15 protein-coding genes are annotated in these 17,489 nt (G+C 61.5%); 3 read left to right on the top strand and 12 right to left on the bottom strand.

Annotation, left to right across the window (positions count from 1 at the left end; translation table 11 throughout):
* Positions 1-240: 240 nt before the first annotated feature.
* Positions 241-1,077: a 5'-nucleotidase, lipoprotein e(P4) family gene (locus GIW48_RS07325; RefSeq protein WP_236462008.1), complete on the top strand. Its 837-nt coding sequence runs from the start codon at positions 241-243 to the stop codon at positions 1,075-1,077.
* A gap of 15 nt (positions 1,078-1,092) precedes the next feature.
* Here GIW48_RS07325 and GIW48_RS07320 read toward each other — a convergent pair whose 3' ends face one another.
* The gene (locus GIW48_RS07320; protein WP_236462005.1) at positions 1,093-1,581 is read right to left on the bottom strand and encodes an Hcp family type VI secretion system effector; all 489 of its coding nucleotides are present in this window, start codon (positions 1,579-1,581) and stop codon (positions 1,093-1,095) included.
* Positions 1,582-1,766: 185 nt separating this feature from the next.
* Here GIW48_RS07320 and GIW48_RS07315 point away from each other — a divergent pair, with 185 nt between their 5' ends.
* Entirely contained in the window at positions 1,767-2,681 is a 915-nt protein-coding gene (locus GIW48_RS07315; RefSeq protein ID WP_236462001.1) for an NAD synthetase, read from the top strand.
* Positions 2,678-3,244, top strand: a complete 567-nt coding sequence (locus GIW48_RS07310) for a hypothetical protein (protein WP_017138715.1) — start codon at positions 2,678-2,680, stop codon at positions 3,242-3,244. Before GIW48_RS07315 ends, GIW48_RS07310 begins: the two co-directional genes overlap by 4 nt.
* A gap of 32 nt (positions 3,245-3,276) precedes the next feature.
* Here GIW48_RS07310 and GIW48_RS07305 read toward each other — a convergent pair whose 3' ends face one another.
* The 11 genes from GIW48_RS07305 to fecC all read right to left on the bottom strand — a co-directional run bounded on the left by GIW48_RS07305 (position 3,277) and on the right by fecC (position 17,489).
* The gene (locus GIW48_RS07305; protein ID WP_236461998.1) at positions 3,277-4,461 is read right to left on the bottom strand and encodes an EAL domain-containing response regulator; all 1,185 of its coding nucleotides are present in this window, start codon (positions 4,459-4,461) and stop codon (positions 3,277-3,279) included.
* A gap of 159 nt (positions 4,462-4,620) precedes the next feature.
* On the bottom strand, positions 4,621-6,771 hold the full coding sequence (locus tag GIW48_RS07300) for a phosphocholine-specific phospholipase C (RefSeq protein ID WP_236461996.1): 2,151 nt from the start codon (positions 6,769-6,771) through the stop codon (positions 4,621-4,623).
* A 358-nt stretch (positions 6,772-7,129) separates the two neighbouring features.
* A complete protein-coding gene (locus GIW48_RS07295; protein WP_017138711.1) occupies positions 7,130-7,552 on the bottom strand; it encodes a RidA family protein in 423 nt (140 codons plus the stop codon).
* An 11-nt stretch (positions 7,553-7,563) separates the two neighbouring features.
* The gene (locus tag GIW48_RS07290) at positions 7,564-9,147 is read right to left on the bottom strand and encodes a flavin monoamine oxidase family protein (protein ID WP_170040388.1); all 1,584 of its coding nucleotides are present in this window, start codon (positions 9,145-9,147) and stop codon (positions 7,564-7,566) included.
* Between the two features lie 10 nt (positions 9,148-9,157).
* Positions 9,158-10,081 (bottom strand): ABC transporter substrate-binding protein, encoded by a 924-nt coding sequence (locus GIW48_RS07285; protein ID WP_099549947.1) that lies wholly within the window; start codon positions 10,079-10,081, stop codon positions 9,158-9,160.
* Positions 10,082-10,099: 18 nt separating this feature from the next.
* On the bottom strand, positions 10,100-10,873 hold the full coding sequence (locus tag GIW48_RS07280) for an amino acid ABC transporter ATP-binding protein (protein ID WP_017138708.1): 774 nt from the start codon (positions 10,871-10,873) through the stop codon (positions 10,100-10,102).
* Entirely contained in the window at positions 10,866-11,831 is a 966-nt protein-coding gene (locus GIW48_RS07275; protein WP_236461992.1) for an amino acid ABC transporter permease, read from the bottom strand. The genes GIW48_RS07280 and GIW48_RS07275 overlap by 8 nt, the downstream gene beginning before the upstream one ends.
* 25 nt (positions 11,832-11,856) lie before the next feature.
* Positions 11,857-14,250 carry a TonB-dependent receptor plug domain-containing protein gene (locus tag GIW48_RS07270; protein WP_138450892.1) on the bottom strand — a complete coding sequence of 798 codons (2,394 nt, stop codon included), beginning with the start codon at positions 14,248-14,250 and terminating at the stop codon, positions 11,857-11,859.
* Positions 14,251-14,738: 488 nt separating this feature from the next.
* A complete protein-coding gene (gene fecE, locus GIW48_RS07265) occupies positions 14,739-15,530 on the bottom strand; it encodes a Fe(3+) dicitrate ABC transporter ATP-binding protein FecE (RefSeq protein ID WP_170040384.1) in 792 nt (263 codons plus the stop codon).
* Positions 15,531-15,534: 4 nt separating this feature from the next.
* Positions 15,535-16,503, bottom strand: coding sequence for an iron chelate uptake ABC transporter family permease subunit (locus GIW48_RS07260; RefSeq protein WP_138450896.1), 969 nt, complete (start codon positions 16,501-16,503; stop codon positions 15,535-15,537).
* Positions 16,500-17,489: an iron-dicitrate ABC transporter permease FecC gene (gene fecC / locus GIW48_RS07255; protein ID WP_170040382.1), complete on the bottom strand. Its 990-nt coding sequence runs from the start codon at positions 17,487-17,489 to the stop codon at positions 16,500-16,502. Before fecC ends, GIW48_RS07260 begins: the two co-directional genes overlap by 4 nt.

Here is a 17,489-nt window from a genome sequence, read left to right as displayed (position 1 = left end):
GGTGGCTCGTCTGCTTTTCTGTGGGAGCTGGCTTGCCTGCGATGCAAACACCTCGGTGTATCAGGTAAACCGAGTTGATGCCATCGCAGGCAAGCCAGCTCCCACCTTTGACCGAGTATGGCTCTGCTGCTGACGTTGCTCTGGCCCTTACATCACCAAACCAGCTCCCACATTCGGGATTGATGTATAGCCTGATTAGGCTAAGGTGCTGCCCACACGCTGCCACCGCCGAGACATCCCATGCGCCACCTGATTTTCGCCAGTGTCTGCCTGCTGACCACCGCCCTGACCGGCTGCCAGCAGACCCCGCCGGCCAACGACCAACTCGACGCCGTGCTCTGGACCCAGACCTCCATCGAGCACGAGTTGATCTACCGCCAGCTGTTCGCCAACGCCACCCGCCAACTCGACGTGGCCCTGGCCGACCCGACCTGGGATGCCCTGCCCTTTCCACCCCGCAACCTGAACGGCTTGCCTCCAGCGGTGGTGGTGGATATCGACGAAACCCTGCTGGACAACGTGCCGCTGAACGCGCGCGACATCATTAACAATCAAATCTATTCCTACGATCGCTGGAACACCTGGGTCGACCAGGCCAAGGCCCAGGCATTGCCGGGCGCAGTGGCTTTCCTGCAAGCCGCCGAGCAAAAAGGCATCAAGGTTTACTACCTCACCAACCGCGAACACAGCCAGGTCGCGGCCACTGTCGCCAACCTGCGCCTGCGTGGTTTTCCGGTGACCAGTGACACGCAGGTCCTGGCCGCCAGCACGCCCATCGGCCGTTGCGAAAGCGCCGGCTACGGCAAGACATGTCGCCGTCAGTGGGTCGCCAGCCATGCCCGCGTATTGCTGATGGCCGGGGACTCGCTGGGTGATTTCGTGCAGGCCGAACACAACACCCTTGCCGCCCAACGTAAAGCGGTGGAACCCTATGTGAGCTGGCTGGGGCAGCGCTGGTTCCTGCTGCCGAACCCGAGTTACGGCAACTGGTACAGCGCGCCGTATGGGGATGATGAGAAGTTGCCGTTTGAACAAAAACGCAAGCTCAAACAGCAGGCATTGCAGTTGGAACAATAAGAGGCTGGCTGGTGCTCAGGCTTTGATGTTCTGCCGAATGTTCCAGCCAAACTTCACTGGCCCGCCGTCCTTGGTACCGTCGGCCTTCTGCGGCTGGTAGCTGACGTCGACGCTGGCGAAATTGAGAGCGACGCTGTCATGCACGACGTCGGTGTTGCTTTCAGCATTCGTGCTGTAGGACACCACCATGACTTCCTTCAGGGTCATCACCAGATACTCCACCGGGCTCGCACCGCCGGCCTTGCGTACCACCAACCTGGCCTCGGGGTAATGCTTGCCGCTGGCGCAGGCCATCATCAGGTTGGGGCTGGATTTGTCCAGCGGTTTGGTCAGGTTCAGGTTGGCGATATTGACCTTGCCCGCACCGCCGCCCGTACCGCTGTGCATCGAACCCGACTGCGACATGCCCCACGCCCATTGGGTGATGTCGATCTCGTCGCGATGGGCCTGGTCCCTTGATTCACCCTTGATATCACCCAGCTTCAAAAACATATCGACTGCCATGTTTGCTCCTTGCCTTGGTATGCGTCGGTAGTGACGTGGGGCGCACTTTTCCTCAGCCGCAGCGGTGCGCGCAAGACGCAGAAGGCAGTTAGAGATGCACCCGACGTTAAATGGCGAACCTTCCGACATTCAGCGGCACCGCCTTATCTTTACGCTCTCAACTCCCGCAAAAACAGGAGTTAAGGATGACGGCTTCCCTGCTCAAAGATGGATTCCCTTCGGCCCACCGCACCACGCGTCAGCGGATTGAAAGCAGTATTGATCTGCGCAAGTTGTTCTTCACCATCGATAGCGACCCGGCACTGATTGGCGCGGGCGTGGTGTATATCGATGGCATGTTTAACGTGGTGGTACTGCGCGAGTTTCAGGCGATTTGCAGTGTGCGGCCGATCAAGGTCGTGCTGCGTGAGGCTCCGAAACATGTGGGGCCGGTGGAGTTCAAGCGGATGTTGGAGCATGAGCCGCGAGAGTCGGAATGGGTGGCTGAAGCGCTTGGCACGGCGGTGACCTGTACGGGGGCGATTCTGAGTTGGGTAGTCATTACCAGTGGCGTGATGTTGATGCCCTTTACGGCGGGGACGAGCGCGGTAATTACGTTTATCGGCAAGGCTGCTCTGGCTGCCAGTATGACCCAATGCGCCATCGGGTTAGGTCGAACCAGTGTAGAAGCGTTTGCGCCCCAATACCTTGATCTTCTGGATAACGAAACCTGGTATCAGGCCGTTGTTACGACGCTGGATGCCATTGCATTACTTGGCGTCGCCACTTCTGCCTTGACCACAATCAAAACAATAAACACAGCAACAAGAGTCACTGGCAAACCTCTCAAACAAGTACTCAAAGGTCTGAACCGGCAAGAACGAGCGAGACTGAATGATGAATTGCTCAGGCTTCGTGATCCTCGATTAACCCTAAAAATCCTCAAGGTGAAACAAGCCACCGGCGTATTACCAAAACGAATCAGTGCCACAGAAATGCAACTTGCTACCGCCAATCACATAAAAGACACCTTGGCTGCAACCCTGGGTTTCGCGAGCAGCTCGATGCCAGGAAATATCAAGACGTGGGCTATTGGTATCTACGAGGAAGTCAGCCAGTGAGCAAGCATGTACCAAAAAAAGGTCTTAGCGGATCCGAAAAGGATGAAATATATGAAGATCGCAAAGCCCTGACCTCTGAGGATCGCGCTTACGCATACTTCTATTTTGAGAACCCACAAACGTTCAGGAGACGCTACGCGCTAGTGATTGGCGCCGATCTAATTACCGGCTGCTCCACGATTGCAATGACTGCCGTCTTACTGTTGCTGACCTTTCTCTCCAGACTTCCGGAAGACCTTGCAATTAAGATCTGTTTTCTCGGCAGCATCGCAGCAGGCCTTGTCCTGTTTTTTTCCAAGGCTCAGGTCAACTATGGGCATATCCGCGCGGTATGGATCAGTGTCGGTATTTACTTAATTTGCTTGCTGATATCCCTACCCGCAATTGCGTACCGCCCGCCGCTTTTTCTCTACGCTATGTCACTGCTTAGCCCACTGACCGGCCTGCTGATCCTCAACAGCAACCGCTGCCGCGAACTGCGCCACAAGATGGTCGAAATCCGCCTCAAGCGCGAAGACATCATCGCCACCCTGAAAAAACAGGGCCGCTGGAAATGGTGGTGAGCGCCCTGCCACCTGTATTCGCTCAACGCCCATCAAGCCACGTTCTGCAACCGCCACAACAACTGCTCGCCACTCATCGCCGGCGCATACACATACCCCTGGCCCACCCTGCAGCCCATCGCCAGCAATTGCCGCTGCTGCTCCTGGGTTTCGATACCTTCCACCACCACGCTCATGCCCAGGCTATCGCCCAGCGCCAGGGTGCTGTGGATCACCGCGCAGCAGCGTGGGTCGGCGGTCATGCCGCGCACAAACTCGGCATCCAGCTTGATCTCGTTGAACGGCAGCTGACACAGCCGTTGCAAGGATGAAAACCCGGCGCCGAAGTCATCCAGGGACAGGTTGCAACCGAGCATGCGCAAACGCATCAGGCACGCCAGGCTGCTCGCCGAGGCTTCCAGCATGCCGCTTTCGGTCAGCTCGAAAGTCACGCTGGAGCGCGGTGCCTTGAACGGCGCCATGACGTCTTTGATCTTCAAACTCAACCCGCCCTGAGCCAGCTGCTGAGCGTGCAGATTGAACGCCAGGTTCAAGGTCATGCCTCTTGCCCTGACGTGTTGTTGCAGGGTCAAGGCCTGGTGCATCTGTGCAAACAGCAATGGGTCGAGCAGCCCGCAACGCTCCAGCACCGGCATGAAGGCCATTGCCGGTAACAAACCGTAAAGCGGGTGCTGCCAGCGGCTCAACACTTCCACGCCGATCATCTCGTTGGTCCACAGGCTGAATTTGGGCTGGTAGTACGCGTGCAGCTGGCCGGCAGCTAATGCGTCGCATACTTGCGCCTGAGTAAACAATGGCAACGCAGGTGAAACCGCAGGCACGATCCCCCCAACAGGCTGATGACGATGCAATACCTCTTCGAGCTGATTGAGGGTCGCCAGCTTTTCGACATGGCCAAGCAAACACACGCCGAGCAGGCTGGTGAACTGTTGCAGGGCTTGGCTGATCCCGGTCGGCTGATGGCCGCTGACAATCACGCCATGCAGCCACCCTCGTTGCGCGGCATGTTGCAAAAACTCCAGCCCATCCATGCCGGACATGGACAAGTCGCACAGTACGACATCCACCCCGTGAACGCTTTCCAGGAGGGCCAAGGCTTCAATGGCATGCGTCGCCTCGATCACCGCATGCCCCAACCGTTTGAACCGGCTCACGACGACGGCGCGCTGAGAGGCTTGCTCCTCAAGGATCAGGACGCGTAAAGGCTGGCTCGTCATTGGCGTGGGCTCGTGGGTGGTGGACCCAACGATTGTCTAAAACTGCCCGGAAAAAGCGCGGATGTTTAATCCTTTATGAACGTAGGATATTTCTCAAAATACTAACTCCCGGCCAAAGGCAGCGGATCGGTTCAACGCTATCCGCCGCCTCAGGGTTTGCTACACCGGCTTGCCCATCAACGGGTCACTGATGCTATGCGCCCCCGTCTCAACCCGCCCCGCCACCCGGCGCACCCAGCCATGCTCATTACGCACGGTGAAGTCATACCAGCCACCGCTCGGCTGACGGGAGAATGTGCGTTGCTGCGAGCTGTGGCCAGCAATCTCCAGCAGCCATGGGCCTTGATGGGTGTAAGGGCAGCGCTTGATCGTCACCGAGGCCGGATGCTTGCTGGGGTTGATCACTGTCAGTTGCACGCTATCGCCTTGATAAGCCACTGACAGTTCGGGTTCGCGGCGTTGCAGATCACCCTTGAATGATCGGTGAAAGCCGTTCGGCCCCAATAGCCACAGGTCATAGCCGCCAGCCACTGGCCAGGTATCACTGAGGTGCTGTTCGGCGCCAACGGTGTAGCGCCGCGGGATGTCTTCCAGGTGCAGTCGGTCGTAGACGTGGAAGACCGCGCCCTGTTCGCCATGGTTGAAGAAGTTCAACGTCAGCTCACCGGCGCGACGATCAACGTCACCTTCGACGTTCAACTGGTATGGCAACGCACGGGATGGCCGAGCCATGCGCGCCTGATGCGGCGCCTGTTGCCGACCTTCAGCAGGCACCACAACCTGGGCCAGTTGTTCCTGGCGCTGGCGCAGCAAATCCGCCGCCCGGCGGGTGGTTTCATGCAGTGGCGGCAACAACTCGGTGTTGGGGTTGACGAAGTTGAACGCCGAGGTGAGGTCGCCGCATACGGCGCGTCGCCAGGCGCTGATATTGGGCTCGCGCACCTGGAAGCGCTTCTCCAGAAATTGCAGCACCGAGGTGTGATCGAACGCCTGGGAGTTGACCCAACCGCCGCGGCTCCAGGGCGACAGCACCAGCATCGGCACCCGCGGGCCAGGGCCGTAAACACCACCGTCAGGCGCAGGCTGTTGCGTGGTGCCGGGCGGCGCCGGGTGCGTGAAGATTTCGCTGTCGAACTTGACCGTGGATTTGCCGGCAAAGCTGCCATCGGCACGCTTGGACGGGGCTGACGGTGAAGGGACGTGGTCGAAGAAACCGTCGTTTTCATCGTAGTTGACCAGCAATACAGTCTTGCTCCACACCTGCGGGTTTTCAGTCAGCGACTTGAGAATCTCCTGGGTGAACCAGCCACCCTGCACCGGGCTGGAAGGCCCAGGATGTTCGGAGTAATTGGCCGGGGCGACCAGCCAGCTCACCTGAGGCAAGCGGCCGTTTTTTATGTCATCGCGAAAGCCCTGGATGATCGCTTCCAGGTCACTGCCGTTTGCCGATGGCAGTGTGTTGCCGTTGCCTTTGTACAACGGCACACGGGCGTTGAGTTGATCGCTGTAGGGCACAAAGGCCTTGAAGTCTTTCGGTGGTTCCGCCGGGTTGCCGGCCGCAACACTGGCGGCGCGGTACTGGCGAAAACCAGCCAGCGGGTTGTCGCCAAAGTTATCCGGCAAGAACTGGTAGACCTTCCAACTCACGCCCGCCTCTTCCAGGCGCTCAGGGTAGGTTTTCCAGGTGTAACCCACGCTCACTGCGCCAGGGCCGTCCCATTCATTGACCACCGCAGCCACATTGGCGCCGGTCGGGCCGTTGGTGCCGGTCCAATGGAACAGCCGGTTCGGGTTGGTGCCGGCGTGCACCGAACAGTGGTAGGCATCGCACAGGGTAAAGGTGTTGGCCAACGCAAACTGGAACGGCAATTCCTGCTCGCGGTAATAGCCCATTGACGTGTTGGTCTTGTAGGTTGGCCAGGCATTCATGCGGCCGCTGCCCCAGGCGGCGTGTTCGTCAACCCAGGAATGTGGCGTGCCGTTGACACGCTGGGCATTGCCGCGTGAACTGTCCAAATGATAAGGCAATACGCGCCGCCCCTTGCCCTGTTGCTCCCAGACTTTGCGGCCGCCCGGCAGCGGAATGGTGAAGCGGTCGCTGAAACCACGTACGCCGGGCAAGGTGCCGAAGTAGTGGTCGAACGCGCGGTTTTCCTGCATCAGGATAACCACGTGTTCGACGTCCATGATCGTGCCGGTACGGTTGTTGGCGGGGATCGCCAGCGCCTGGCGGATGGAGTCGGGTAGCAGGGTGTAGGCGGAGCCGATGGCGGCGGCCTTCAGCAGGGTGCGGCGGGTGAGAGTTGGCATGGCACTAATCAATCCCTGGGGTGCTTGAGATAAAAACGCTCAAGACAAAGTAGAGACTGCAAGCGACAAAAAGGTGACATGCGGTTACTGACAATCCGATGATCTGTTCACGGGCCTGCCACCAATGGTGGTGAGCAGCTTGTTGTGGCTAGTGGCTTATTGTGGCAAGCAGGCTTGTTGTGGCGAGCAGGCTTGCCCTGCGTTGGGCTGCGCAGCAGCCCCAGTAAAGGCACCGGGATTCTCCTGAAGGAACTCAGCGCCTGGTTTCAGGGCCGCTGCGCGCCCCAACGCAGGGCAAGCCTGCTCGCCACAACAAGCCACAGCAAGCAAGCTATCCACAACAGCGCATTCAATAGAGTCAGGCCGTTCTGGCCGCAATCGCCTCCACTTCCACCAGCGCCCCTGGCAACGGCAATGCCACCACCTGCAACGCCGTGCGCGCAGGCTTGTTCGGCTGCTCTGGCGTGGCGAAGAACTGCGTGTAACCACGCTGCAACCCGGCAAAGTCGAGCTTGCCGTCGGTCTCTTCGGCCCCCACCAGAAACACGCGCAATTGCACGATATCGCCCAGGTCCAGGTCTTGCTGCTGGAGGATCTTGCGCAGCTTGTTGAACACCGACACCGTCTGCACTTCGGTGTTGCCGTAAACCCCTGGCACGTTCGGGTCGGCCAGGTCGGGCAAGGTACCACTGACGAAAATCAGGCTGGCGGAGGCCGGTACGGTGACGGTTTGCGAGATGGGAAAATCGCCGACGCTGGTGCGTTGGATGCTGTCGCTCATGGTGATGCTCCTCAGGAGGCGGCGAGTGCCGCAATCTGTTGTTGTTGGGTAACGCGCTCGGCCAGCTGCGCGACCACATGCCGCGCCGAGTTGGCTGCCGACTCCTGCCAGATGCCCACACCGCTTTGCACCAGGCCGTCGCCGGCGAAGTACACGCGGCCGTGGGCCTGTTCCAGCAAGGCACTGGCGTCGGCCGGGAAGTGTTCGCGTTGCAGCCATGGGCCTTCGCTGTAGGGGATCTGTTCCCAGGACACCGCCAGCGGGTGGCGCAGGTGTTTTGAATAACCCGGATGCAGCAGTTCCACGGCTTCTTTGGACGTGGCGTACTGCTGGTCGAACGGCTTGGCGCCAAACACGTCGGCGCCCTCCCCGGTCACGTAGCCGGCCACCAACAAACCGTCGCGGGTGTTGAGGTCGTTGCTGGGGTACCACAGCAGGCGCGCCGGGTGTTCGATCCACGACAAGCCGCCGTAGGTGCGATAGTCGGTTTCCCAGAAGCGCGGCGATTGCCACGCCACTTTGGTCGCCTGATCACTGCGGGTGCTGAGCAAGGCGGCTTTGACCCGGTCGCTGAAGTCGGTGTCGAGTTTGGCCAACAGTGGCAACGGCAAGGTCGAGACCAGGTAATCGGCGCGCACCACCTGTTCGCGGCCGCTTAGCTGGTCGTGGTAGGTCACCGCCACGCCGTCTTCAAGCTGGCGGATCTGCCGCACCTGGGCGCCGAGTTGCACGTGCTCACGCACGCGCTGGTAGAAGGCGTCGGTGATGCGGTCCATGCCGCCGACGGGTTGGAACATGGTGGCGGAAAATTCCGGGAATTCGGTGTGCAATAACGCGCCCCACAACTCCGGATGCAGCAGCCGGTCCAGCGCCAGCGGGCTGCGGCTGGCGGGCAGCGCGCCGGGGTGGGCAGGCGACTCCAGGTGACCGGAGCGCAAGCTGCCTTCAAAGGCCAGTTCCTGCGACAGATCGCCATACACCTGCAAAAACGCCAGCAAGCGCGTGCGCTCTTCACTGCTCAACACATCATCGAGGGCATCGCGCTGCACGGCTTTGGCCAGCAAGCCGGACAAATGCCCGCGGGTGTCATTGATCGCCTGGCCGACGGTGAACGCCGGCTGTTGCAGGTCGGGCCGCACCTGGGCGCCGTGGCTGCTGTTGACCAGCACTTCCAACGGCACACCCAGCTCGCTGCAATAGTCGAGAAGCGTGCGGTGCTGGCTCGGAATCCTGGCGGGACCGGCGTTGAAATACAGGCCGTTATCAAACGCTACGGTTTGCGTGCGGCCGTCCTTGTAGTCCACGCGGTCGCCATTGCGCAGGGTCCAGGTGCGCCCGCCCACGCGGTTGCGGGCCTCCAGTATTTGTACGCTGAACCCGGCGCGGCTGAGTTCCAGGGCCGTCACCAACCCGGCAATCCCGGCGCCCAGCACCAGCACACGAGTGCCCTGCCCCAGGCCCGCGTTGAGTTTCAGCGGTTGCGGGCGGCGATGTGACGACGGCCCCAAACCCAATACCGCCAATGCATCCTTGACGGCCTTTTCGCCGCCTACAGCGGCGATGCTCGACAGCGCTTCACGGCGTGTCAGTCCCATGTCGATGCTCCTAGTCCGGCAGGCCCGGTGGGTTGATCAGCGAGGTGTCGACGCGCTCGATGTCCAGGCCCCAGCGTTGCAGCACCTGTTCGTATTGGCCGCCGGCAATCGCGCCTTGCAGGGCGGTGTGAATCGGCTGGATCAGGCCGTTGTCCTTGCGGGTGGTCACGGCGATATCGGCCTTCAACGGCCAGCCGCCGTTCACCGTACCCACCCGCTTGATGCCACCGGTGACCGCCGCCGAATAGGCATACACCGAGTTAGGCCCGAACAGCGCATCGCTGCGACCGGACTGCACCGCCAGTTGCGCGGCGGCCTGGTCGTCGATGTATTGCAGGAGCGCAGGCTTGATACCGGCCTTTTCATTGGCCTCGTTCCAGGCCAGCAAGACCTTTTCCTGGTTGGTGCCGGAGCCGACGATGATCTTCAGCCCGGCAATGTCGGCGGCCTGTTTGATCTCGGTGATTTTGTTGGTGCTCTTGACGTAAAAGCCGAGCACATCCTGGCGATAGGTGGCGAAGTCAAAACGCTTCTTGCGCGCCTCGGTCACGGTGACGTTGCTGATCACCGCGTCGTACTTGCCGGAGCTGACGCCCAGCGGCCAATCCTCCCAACTGGTCTGCACCACATTGAGTTGCAGGCCGAGGCTGTCGGCCACCAGCTGCGCGGTGTCGGCTTCGCTGCCAATGGTGGTCTTGTCGTCATTGGCCAACAGCGCCAGCGGCGGCCCGGCAACGCCGGACACGGCCACGGTGAATTTGCCGGGCTGGGCGAACTTGAAGCCCGGCGGGATCTGCGCAATCGCCGCTTCATTGCGCGGTACATGGATACGCACACGGTCGGGGCTGAAATCCACCTGTTGCACGGCGAACGCGGTTTGCGCAGCACCGACGGCAAGCGTCAGCAAGGCCACGCGGGCAGTATTGATGAACATGGGCAGTCACTCCTTGAACTAAAGCACCTTGCCCAGAAAGGCCACGGTGCGGGGATGTCGGGGTTGGCGAAACATCTGTTCGGGCGGGCCTTCTTCGATCAGTTGACCGTCACACAGGAACACCACGTGGTCGGCCACTTCGCGGGCAAACCCAATTTCGTGGGTGACGATCACCAGGGTCACACCCAGTTGGGTCAGGCCTTTGATCACGTCGAGCACTTCGCCCACCAGCTCCGGGTCGAGGGCTGAGGTGGGTTCATCGAACAGCAGCACTTTGGGATCCAGCGCCAGGGCGCGGGCGATAGCCACGCGCTGTTGCTGGCCGCCGGAGAGCTGCCGTGGGTAGGCATCGACTTTGTCGGCCAGGCCGACCTTGGCCAGCAGCTCGCAGGCCTTGGCCTGCGCCCCGGCCTTGCTCCAGCGCTTGTGCGCCAGCGGTGCCTCGGCGACGTTTTCCCAGGCGGTGAGGTGCGGGAACAGGTTGAAGTTCTGGAACACAAAACCCACGTCGATGCGGCGCTTGAGAATCTCGCGTTCTTTCAATTCGTAGAGCAGGTCACCCTTGCGCCGATAGCCGACGTATTCACCGTCGATGGTGATGTGCCCGCTGTCGATTTTTTCCAGGTGGTTGATGGTGCGCAGCAAGGTGGATTTGCCCGAGCCGGACGGCCCGAGAATCACCGTGACCTTGCCTGGGTCGATGGTCAGGTCGATGTCTTTCAACACCTGCTGGTTGCCAAAGCGCTTGCCCACGCCCTGGATCTGAATGCGCCCGGCGCGTGCTTCAGCCATGGGTTTTCTCCTTGAGCCAGCCGCGCAGGCGTTGCAGCGGTGTGGGCGGCAGTACCCGCGCCGTACCGCGCGCAAAGTGGCGCTCGACGTAGTACTGGGCGCTGGTCAGCACCGTGGTGATGATCAGGTACCACACGGTCGCCACCACCAGCAGCGGGATCACCGCCTGGGTGCGGTTGTAGATGACCTGCACGGTGTAGAACAGCTCCGGCAGAGCCAGCACGTAGACGATGGACGTGCCCTTGACCAGGCCGATGATTTCGTTGAAACCCGACGGCAAAATCGAGCGCAGCGCCTGGGGCAGAATGATGCGAAAAATCCGTCGCGAAGCCGGCAAACCGAGGGCCGCCGCCGCTTCATGCTGGCCGGCATCCACGCCAATCAAACCGCCACGAATGATCTCCGCCGCATAGGCTGCCTGCATCAAGCTCAGGCCCAACACCGCCACGGTGAATTGGCTGAGCACATCCACGGTCGACCACTCGGCGAACACTACGCGGGTGAACGGCACGCCGAGCACGATGTGGTCATACAGGTAGGCAAAGTTGTAGAGGATGATCAGCACCAGCAGCGCCGGCATCGAGCGGAAAAACCAGATATAGCCCCAGGCCAACGCCGCCAGCAATGGCGAGCCCGACAGCCGTGCCAGCGCCAATGCAGTGCCGAAGAGGATGCTGAACACGGTACTGAGCAGCGTCAGCAGCAGCGTCTGGCCGAGGCCACGCAGCACCGAGACAGAAAAGAACCACTGGCCGAACACGCCCCACTCCCAACGCGGGTTGGTGGCCAGTGAATGCACGATAGCGAGCAGCACCAGCGCAGCGAAGATCGACCCGGCCCAGCGCCACGGGTGGCGGGCGGGAACCACTTGCAGGGCCTTGATGGGCGTTGCAACGCGGCGCTGGCGAACCGGGCTGACCTCGTCGATCAGGTCATAGGATTTGGCGACAATGGGCATGTTCTATTCCTCGCGGGTTGCGGCCTTAGAAGGCGTAAGTCAGCCGGGTGTAGTAGTACCCGCCGGTAAAACCGTAGGGCGAATAAGTGCCGTAGCTGGCGAGCATGGTGCTGCTCGGCACGCCTTGTTTCTTGGGGTAAAGGTCGAACAGGTTCTTGGCGCCGACGGCGATGTTGAGGGCTTTGGTGAGGTTGTAGCCAAGGTCGAGGTCAGTGATCCAGCGGGCGTTGTAAACCCGGTCCAGATCGCGATTGGCCGAGGAATTGACCTCTTTGTAGGCGCCGTAGCGGGTCAGGGCCAGGTTGAGGTTGAAGCGGTCTATGCTCCAGTCGCCGCCGAGGATGAGCTTGGTCTTGGGCTGCACATCGGTGATCAGGCCACGGGCCTGGCGGTCCATCAGGTCATAGGGCGTGCCGAGGATATCGGTGGACGCCTTGTAGTTGAGGATCTTGGTCTGGTTCCAGTTGAACGCGGCGGTCCACTTCAAGGCGCCGAACTGGCCGAGGTCCTGGTTGTAGTTGCTGACCAGATCCACGCCCTTGGTGCGGGTGTCGGCGCCGTTGATAAAGTACTGGCCGCCGGAGGTGGAGTTGATGCCGTTGCTTTGCAGTACCTGGGTGACTTCGGGGCCGAGCAAGGTGCCGGTCAGGGTGATGCGGTCGCGCAGGTTGATCACGTAGGCGTCGGCGGTGAAGTTCAGGCGGTCGGTGGGCGTAAGGGTGAAACCCAGGCTGAAGTTGGTCGAGCGCTCGGGCTTCAACTCCTGGGCGCCGAGGGCCTTGGCCGCCGCCGAACCCACCGGCAATACGCCGTAGTTGATCGACTGATACACGCCGTCGACCACGCCATAAGTGGTGGAGCGCGCACTGAACAGGCTATTGGCCAGGGACGGCGCGCGAAAGCCGTTACTGACGGTGGCGCGCACGGCAAATTGCGGGGTGAAATCGTAGCGTGTGGTCAGTTTGCCGCTGCGGGTTGCGCCGACGCCTTCGTTGTAATGCTCGTAGCGAAAGGCCGTGCCGATGTACCAGTCCGGCAGCGGGTTGAAGCCCACATCGACGTAACTGGCGAGGCTGTTGCGCGAGGCGCTGCTTTCTTCATCCGGCGAAATGCCGTTGGTGACCTGCGCCCCGGATGACGCGCAGTTGCCGGGCGCCACGCAGTAGCCGCCATTGGCATAAGACGCGTAGTCACCCGCCTGCACCTCATAGGTGTCGCGCCGATGTTCGAAGCCGTAGGACAGGTCCAACGGTTTTTGCAGGCCGACATCAAAGCCACGCTTGAAGTCGAGGTTGGTGGTCAGCTCGGTGGAAATCCAGGTGCCAGAGGTGAAGCTGTTGGGCGTGTACTCGCCCAGCGACGGGTTCTGGTTGTGGGTGGTGCCCTGTTCCGCCTCGTTGCGCCCGTAGGTGGTGGACAGGTCCCAGTCCCACGCGCCGACGGTGCCTTTGCCGCCGAACGCGGCCTGGAAATCGTCTTCGTCGATATACCAGGTCGGCGTGTAACCAGCCGGGTAGCCATTCGGCCCGGTGGTGATGGTGTTGGTGATGGTCGGCAGGCGGTAGTTCTGCCCCTGCTCGGCCTTGCGCCGCGAATAGGTGGTGAAGGAATACAGGCTGAGGCTGTCATCAATCGGCAGCTCGGCGTTGTAGCCCAGGGTCAGCAGGTTGGTCTTGGGCGTGCCATAGCCGCCGTAGGTCGATCTGCCGGCCTGGTTGTAGGCTTGCTCATAGGTGTAGCCGTTGGCGCTGGCTTTGTTGTCGTCATTCTGGCTGCGCGCATCCAGGGCCAACTGCACAACGCCGCCGTTGCCGATTTCAAACCCCTTGTTGAGGCTTTGTTGCACGGTTTGCTTCTTGCCGTCGTAGCCCTGACCGACGTTGGTGACGGCGGTGCCGCTGGTATCAGCCTTGAGGATCACATTGATGACCCCGGCGATGGCATCCGAGCCGTACTGGGCGGCGGCGCCGTCGCGCAGCACTTCCACATGGTCGATGGCACTGATGGGGATCAAATCCAGGTCGGCCGGTGCCGCGCCGGTGTTGATGCCATTGATGTTCAGCGTGGCGCTGGTGTGGCGACGTTTGCCGTTGACCAGCACCAGCACTTCGGCAGCACTCAAGCCGCGCAGGTTGGGCGCACGGGCAATGCCGCTGGCGTCCCAGCCGGTTTTTTCAGGCAGGGTCAGCGACGGGATCACCGCGCTCAAGGCTTCCATCAAGCCAGGCTTACCGGTGCTTTGCAGTTGCCTGGCGCTGACCACATCGATCGGCACCGGGCTGCTGGTGACGGTGCGCTGCTCGGCGCCACGGTTGCCGGTGACCACCACGGTGGACAAGGTGCTGTCGTCCTGGGCGGATGCAGTGCCGGCCAACAGGGCCAGCGTGAGTGCGGCGGTGGGGGGTAAAACTTGCTTCATGACCACTCCAGGCTTTCCGAATCGCGAAGTCGGGCAGTCGCGCGGCGGGCGCGGTGCTCGTTTTTCAGGGTGTCGCTGCGATGGGGAACTAGGTGTGGAGTGAGCGAGGGTTTTGAATCGGCAACATACGTTGAACTCCCTTCCAACGATTCTGCCGCGGGGTCTTTACCCGGTTATGGCGCGCAGAATCTGAATCACGCTGGGTACCATCCGAGGTCAGGGGTAGGCTGTTGCGATCAAACATAACGGAATGGATTTTAAAAATATAATGCTATTTGGGTATAAGCTAATATTCTCTACTTTCATTATTAGCGAATAACTTTATTCATATAAATAATGTTTTCCTGCTGATCGTTCCCACGCTCCGCGTGGGAATGCCTCATGGGACGCTCCGCGTCCCGCCCTGCAACCTTGTGACGCGGAGCGTCACGGGCTGCATTCCCACGCGGAGCGTGGGAACGAGCATTAGTGCGTGAGAGCGAACAGGGTCAGGCGTGGATGCGAGTGCTTTTTTCCACCAGGCACATTGGCGTGCCGGCAACCGGCTCCTGCATGATCTGCACTTGCACGTCGAACACCTGGCGCATCAGCTCGGCGCTGATCACTTGGGCGGGCGGGCCGTCAGCCACCAGCTTGCCGGCGTGCATCACCGCCAAGTGGTCGGCGTAGCGGCAGGCCTGGTTGATGTCGTGCAGTACGGTGATAACGGTTTTGCCCTCGGCGGCCAGTTCGCCCATCAGGTCGAGCAGTTCCACCTGATGGCTGATGTCGAGGTAAGTGGTGGGTTCGTCGAGCAACACCACTGGCGCATTCTGTGCCAGCACCATGGCCAGCCAGGCGCGCTGGCGCTGGCCGCCGGACAAATCCGCCAACGCGCGGTCGCCCAGGCTGTCCAGCTCCAGGCGCTGCATGGCCTGGGTCACCTGGGCTTGATCGTTGCCGCTCAGGCGCCCCCACAACGAGTTATGCGGGCTGCGGCCGTAGGCGACCAACTGGCGCACGCTGACACCTTCCGGCACCGGCAATACCTGCGGTAAAAATGCGATCTGCCGCGCCAGTTGCCGAGCGGACAAGCTGGCGTAGGCGTGGCCATCCAGGGTCAACTCGCCCTGGGTCGGCTTGAGGATGCGCGCAAACGCCTTGAGCAAGGTGGATTTGCCGCAGCCGTTGGGGCCGATCAGCGCGGTGACGCGACCTGTCGGCGGTACGAACGAGAGGCCCTGCACAATGCGCGTGGCGCCATAGCCGATGTCGAGTTGGTGTGCCTGCAAAATACTCATGTCATCAACCCTTGAACCGTGCCAGCAACCAAAGAAAATACGGCGCACCAATCACCGCCGTAAGCACGCCCGCCGGGATTTCGCTGGGCGCAATCAACGTGCGTCCAAGCGTGTCGGCCAGCACCAGCAATAACGCGCCAATCAGCATCGCAGCCGGCAGCAGGTACTGGTGATGCCCACCCACCAGGCGCCGCGCCATGTGCGGTGCGACCAGGCCGATAAAACCAATCGGCCCGATCACGCCGACACCCAGGCTGGTGAGCACCACCGCGCAGGCCATCGCCCACCAGCGGGTACGGCCAAGCGCAGTGCCCAGGCTGTGGGCGGCCTCATCGCCGAGAGCAATGAGGTTCAGGGGTTTAGCCAGGCACAGGCCCAGCGGGATCAACAGCAGAAAAGGCAGCACCAGCGCCACATGGTGCCAATTGCGGCTCCACAAACTGCCCGTCAGCGCGAGCAACGCGGTGTTGATATCCAACGGATGGGACAGGATCAAAAACTCGGTGACGCTGGACAAGGTCACCGCAATCGCCACCCCCGACAGCGCAAAACGCACCCCGGAAAAACTCACGCCGGTGTTGTACAGCGCCAGCAGCAAGGCCCCACCGGCACCGCCCAGGCAGGCCACCAGTGGCAGCCAGGCAATCGGCAGGTGTGGCCAGCTGATGATCGCCACGGTCAGCGCCAGCCCGGCGCCCTGGGTCACGCCGAGAATTTCCGGCGAGGCCAGCGGGTTGCGGATCACGCCCTGCACAATCGCACCGGCCAGGCCGAAGGCGCAGCCGGCCAGAATGGCGATCAGGCTGCGTGGCAGGCGGTGGTTCCACACTTCAAAATCGAGGGCATCGTGGGCCAGCAGGCGCTCCAGCACGGTGGCAGGTTTGAGCCACACCGTACCGGCGCTGAGGCTCGCCAGCAACGCCACCAGCAGCAAGCCCAGCAGCAGCCATAAACGTAATCGTGGCCGAATCATAGGGTGCGCCTGGCAAGAAACAGGAAGAACGGTGCGCCGATCAAAGCAGTGACCACACCCGCCGGGGTTTCCACTGGAAAGGCCACCGCGCGACTGAGCAAGTCGGCGCCCAGCACGATCACCGCGCCCAACACCGCGCTGAGCGGAATCAGCCAGCGGTAGTCGTTACCGAGAAACTGGCGAATGATATTGGGCGCGATCAGCCCGACAAAGCCAATGGGGCCGACCGCGCACACGCTGGCGCCCACCAACAGCAAGCTGGCGACAAACACCTGCAAGCGCAGGCTGGCGATACCGACGCCCAACGAGCGCGCGGCGTCTTCGCCGAGGTTGATCAGGTTCAGGCGCGGCGCACACCACAGCGCCCACACGCCGCCGATCAGCGTGCACGGCCAGAGCAGTTGCACCTGGGCCGCACCCACATTGGCCAGCGACCCGGCCAGCCAGTTCAGCACGCTTTGGGCCTGGGCCTCGACCAGAATCACCGTGAGCCGGGTCAAGGCCGCGCACAGCGCCGCAACCGCCACACCGGCCAATACCAACCGACCTTGCGCGGTGGTCGGCGACCACGCGCCGCCGAGGCTGAACACCGTGACCCAGGCCAGCGCGCCGCCCAGGCAGGTCATCAACAAGGCGCCCCCGGCAAAGGGCGGCGCAACCAAACCGGTGGAAAACAAGGCCAATCCCAATGCCGCGCCGGCCGTCACGCCAAACAATGAAGGCGATGCCAAGCGGTTGCGGGTGATGCCTTGCATCAGTGCACCGGCCAGCCCCAGACAGGCACCGACCAACGCCGCGCACAACGCACGCGGCACGCGCAGCTGCGCCACGATATAGGCCATATTGCCGCCAATGCTGCCCTGATGAACCAGGCCGTTCCAGGCATCCGTCGCAGTGATGGTGAACGGCGACCAGCTGTACAACGAGTACCAGAACAACACGGCACCCAGCAGCACAATGCCTGCCGCCGCGAAACTGCGCTGCAC

It is taken from the genome of Pseudomonas sp. PA-6-3C (assembly GCF_021605825.1).
Classification (GTDB): Bacteria; Pseudomonadota; Gammaproteobacteria; order Pseudomonadales; family Pseudomonadaceae; genus Aquipseudomonas; species Aquipseudomonas edaphica.
This window is presented reverse-complemented; position numbering and strand designations above follow the sequence as displayed.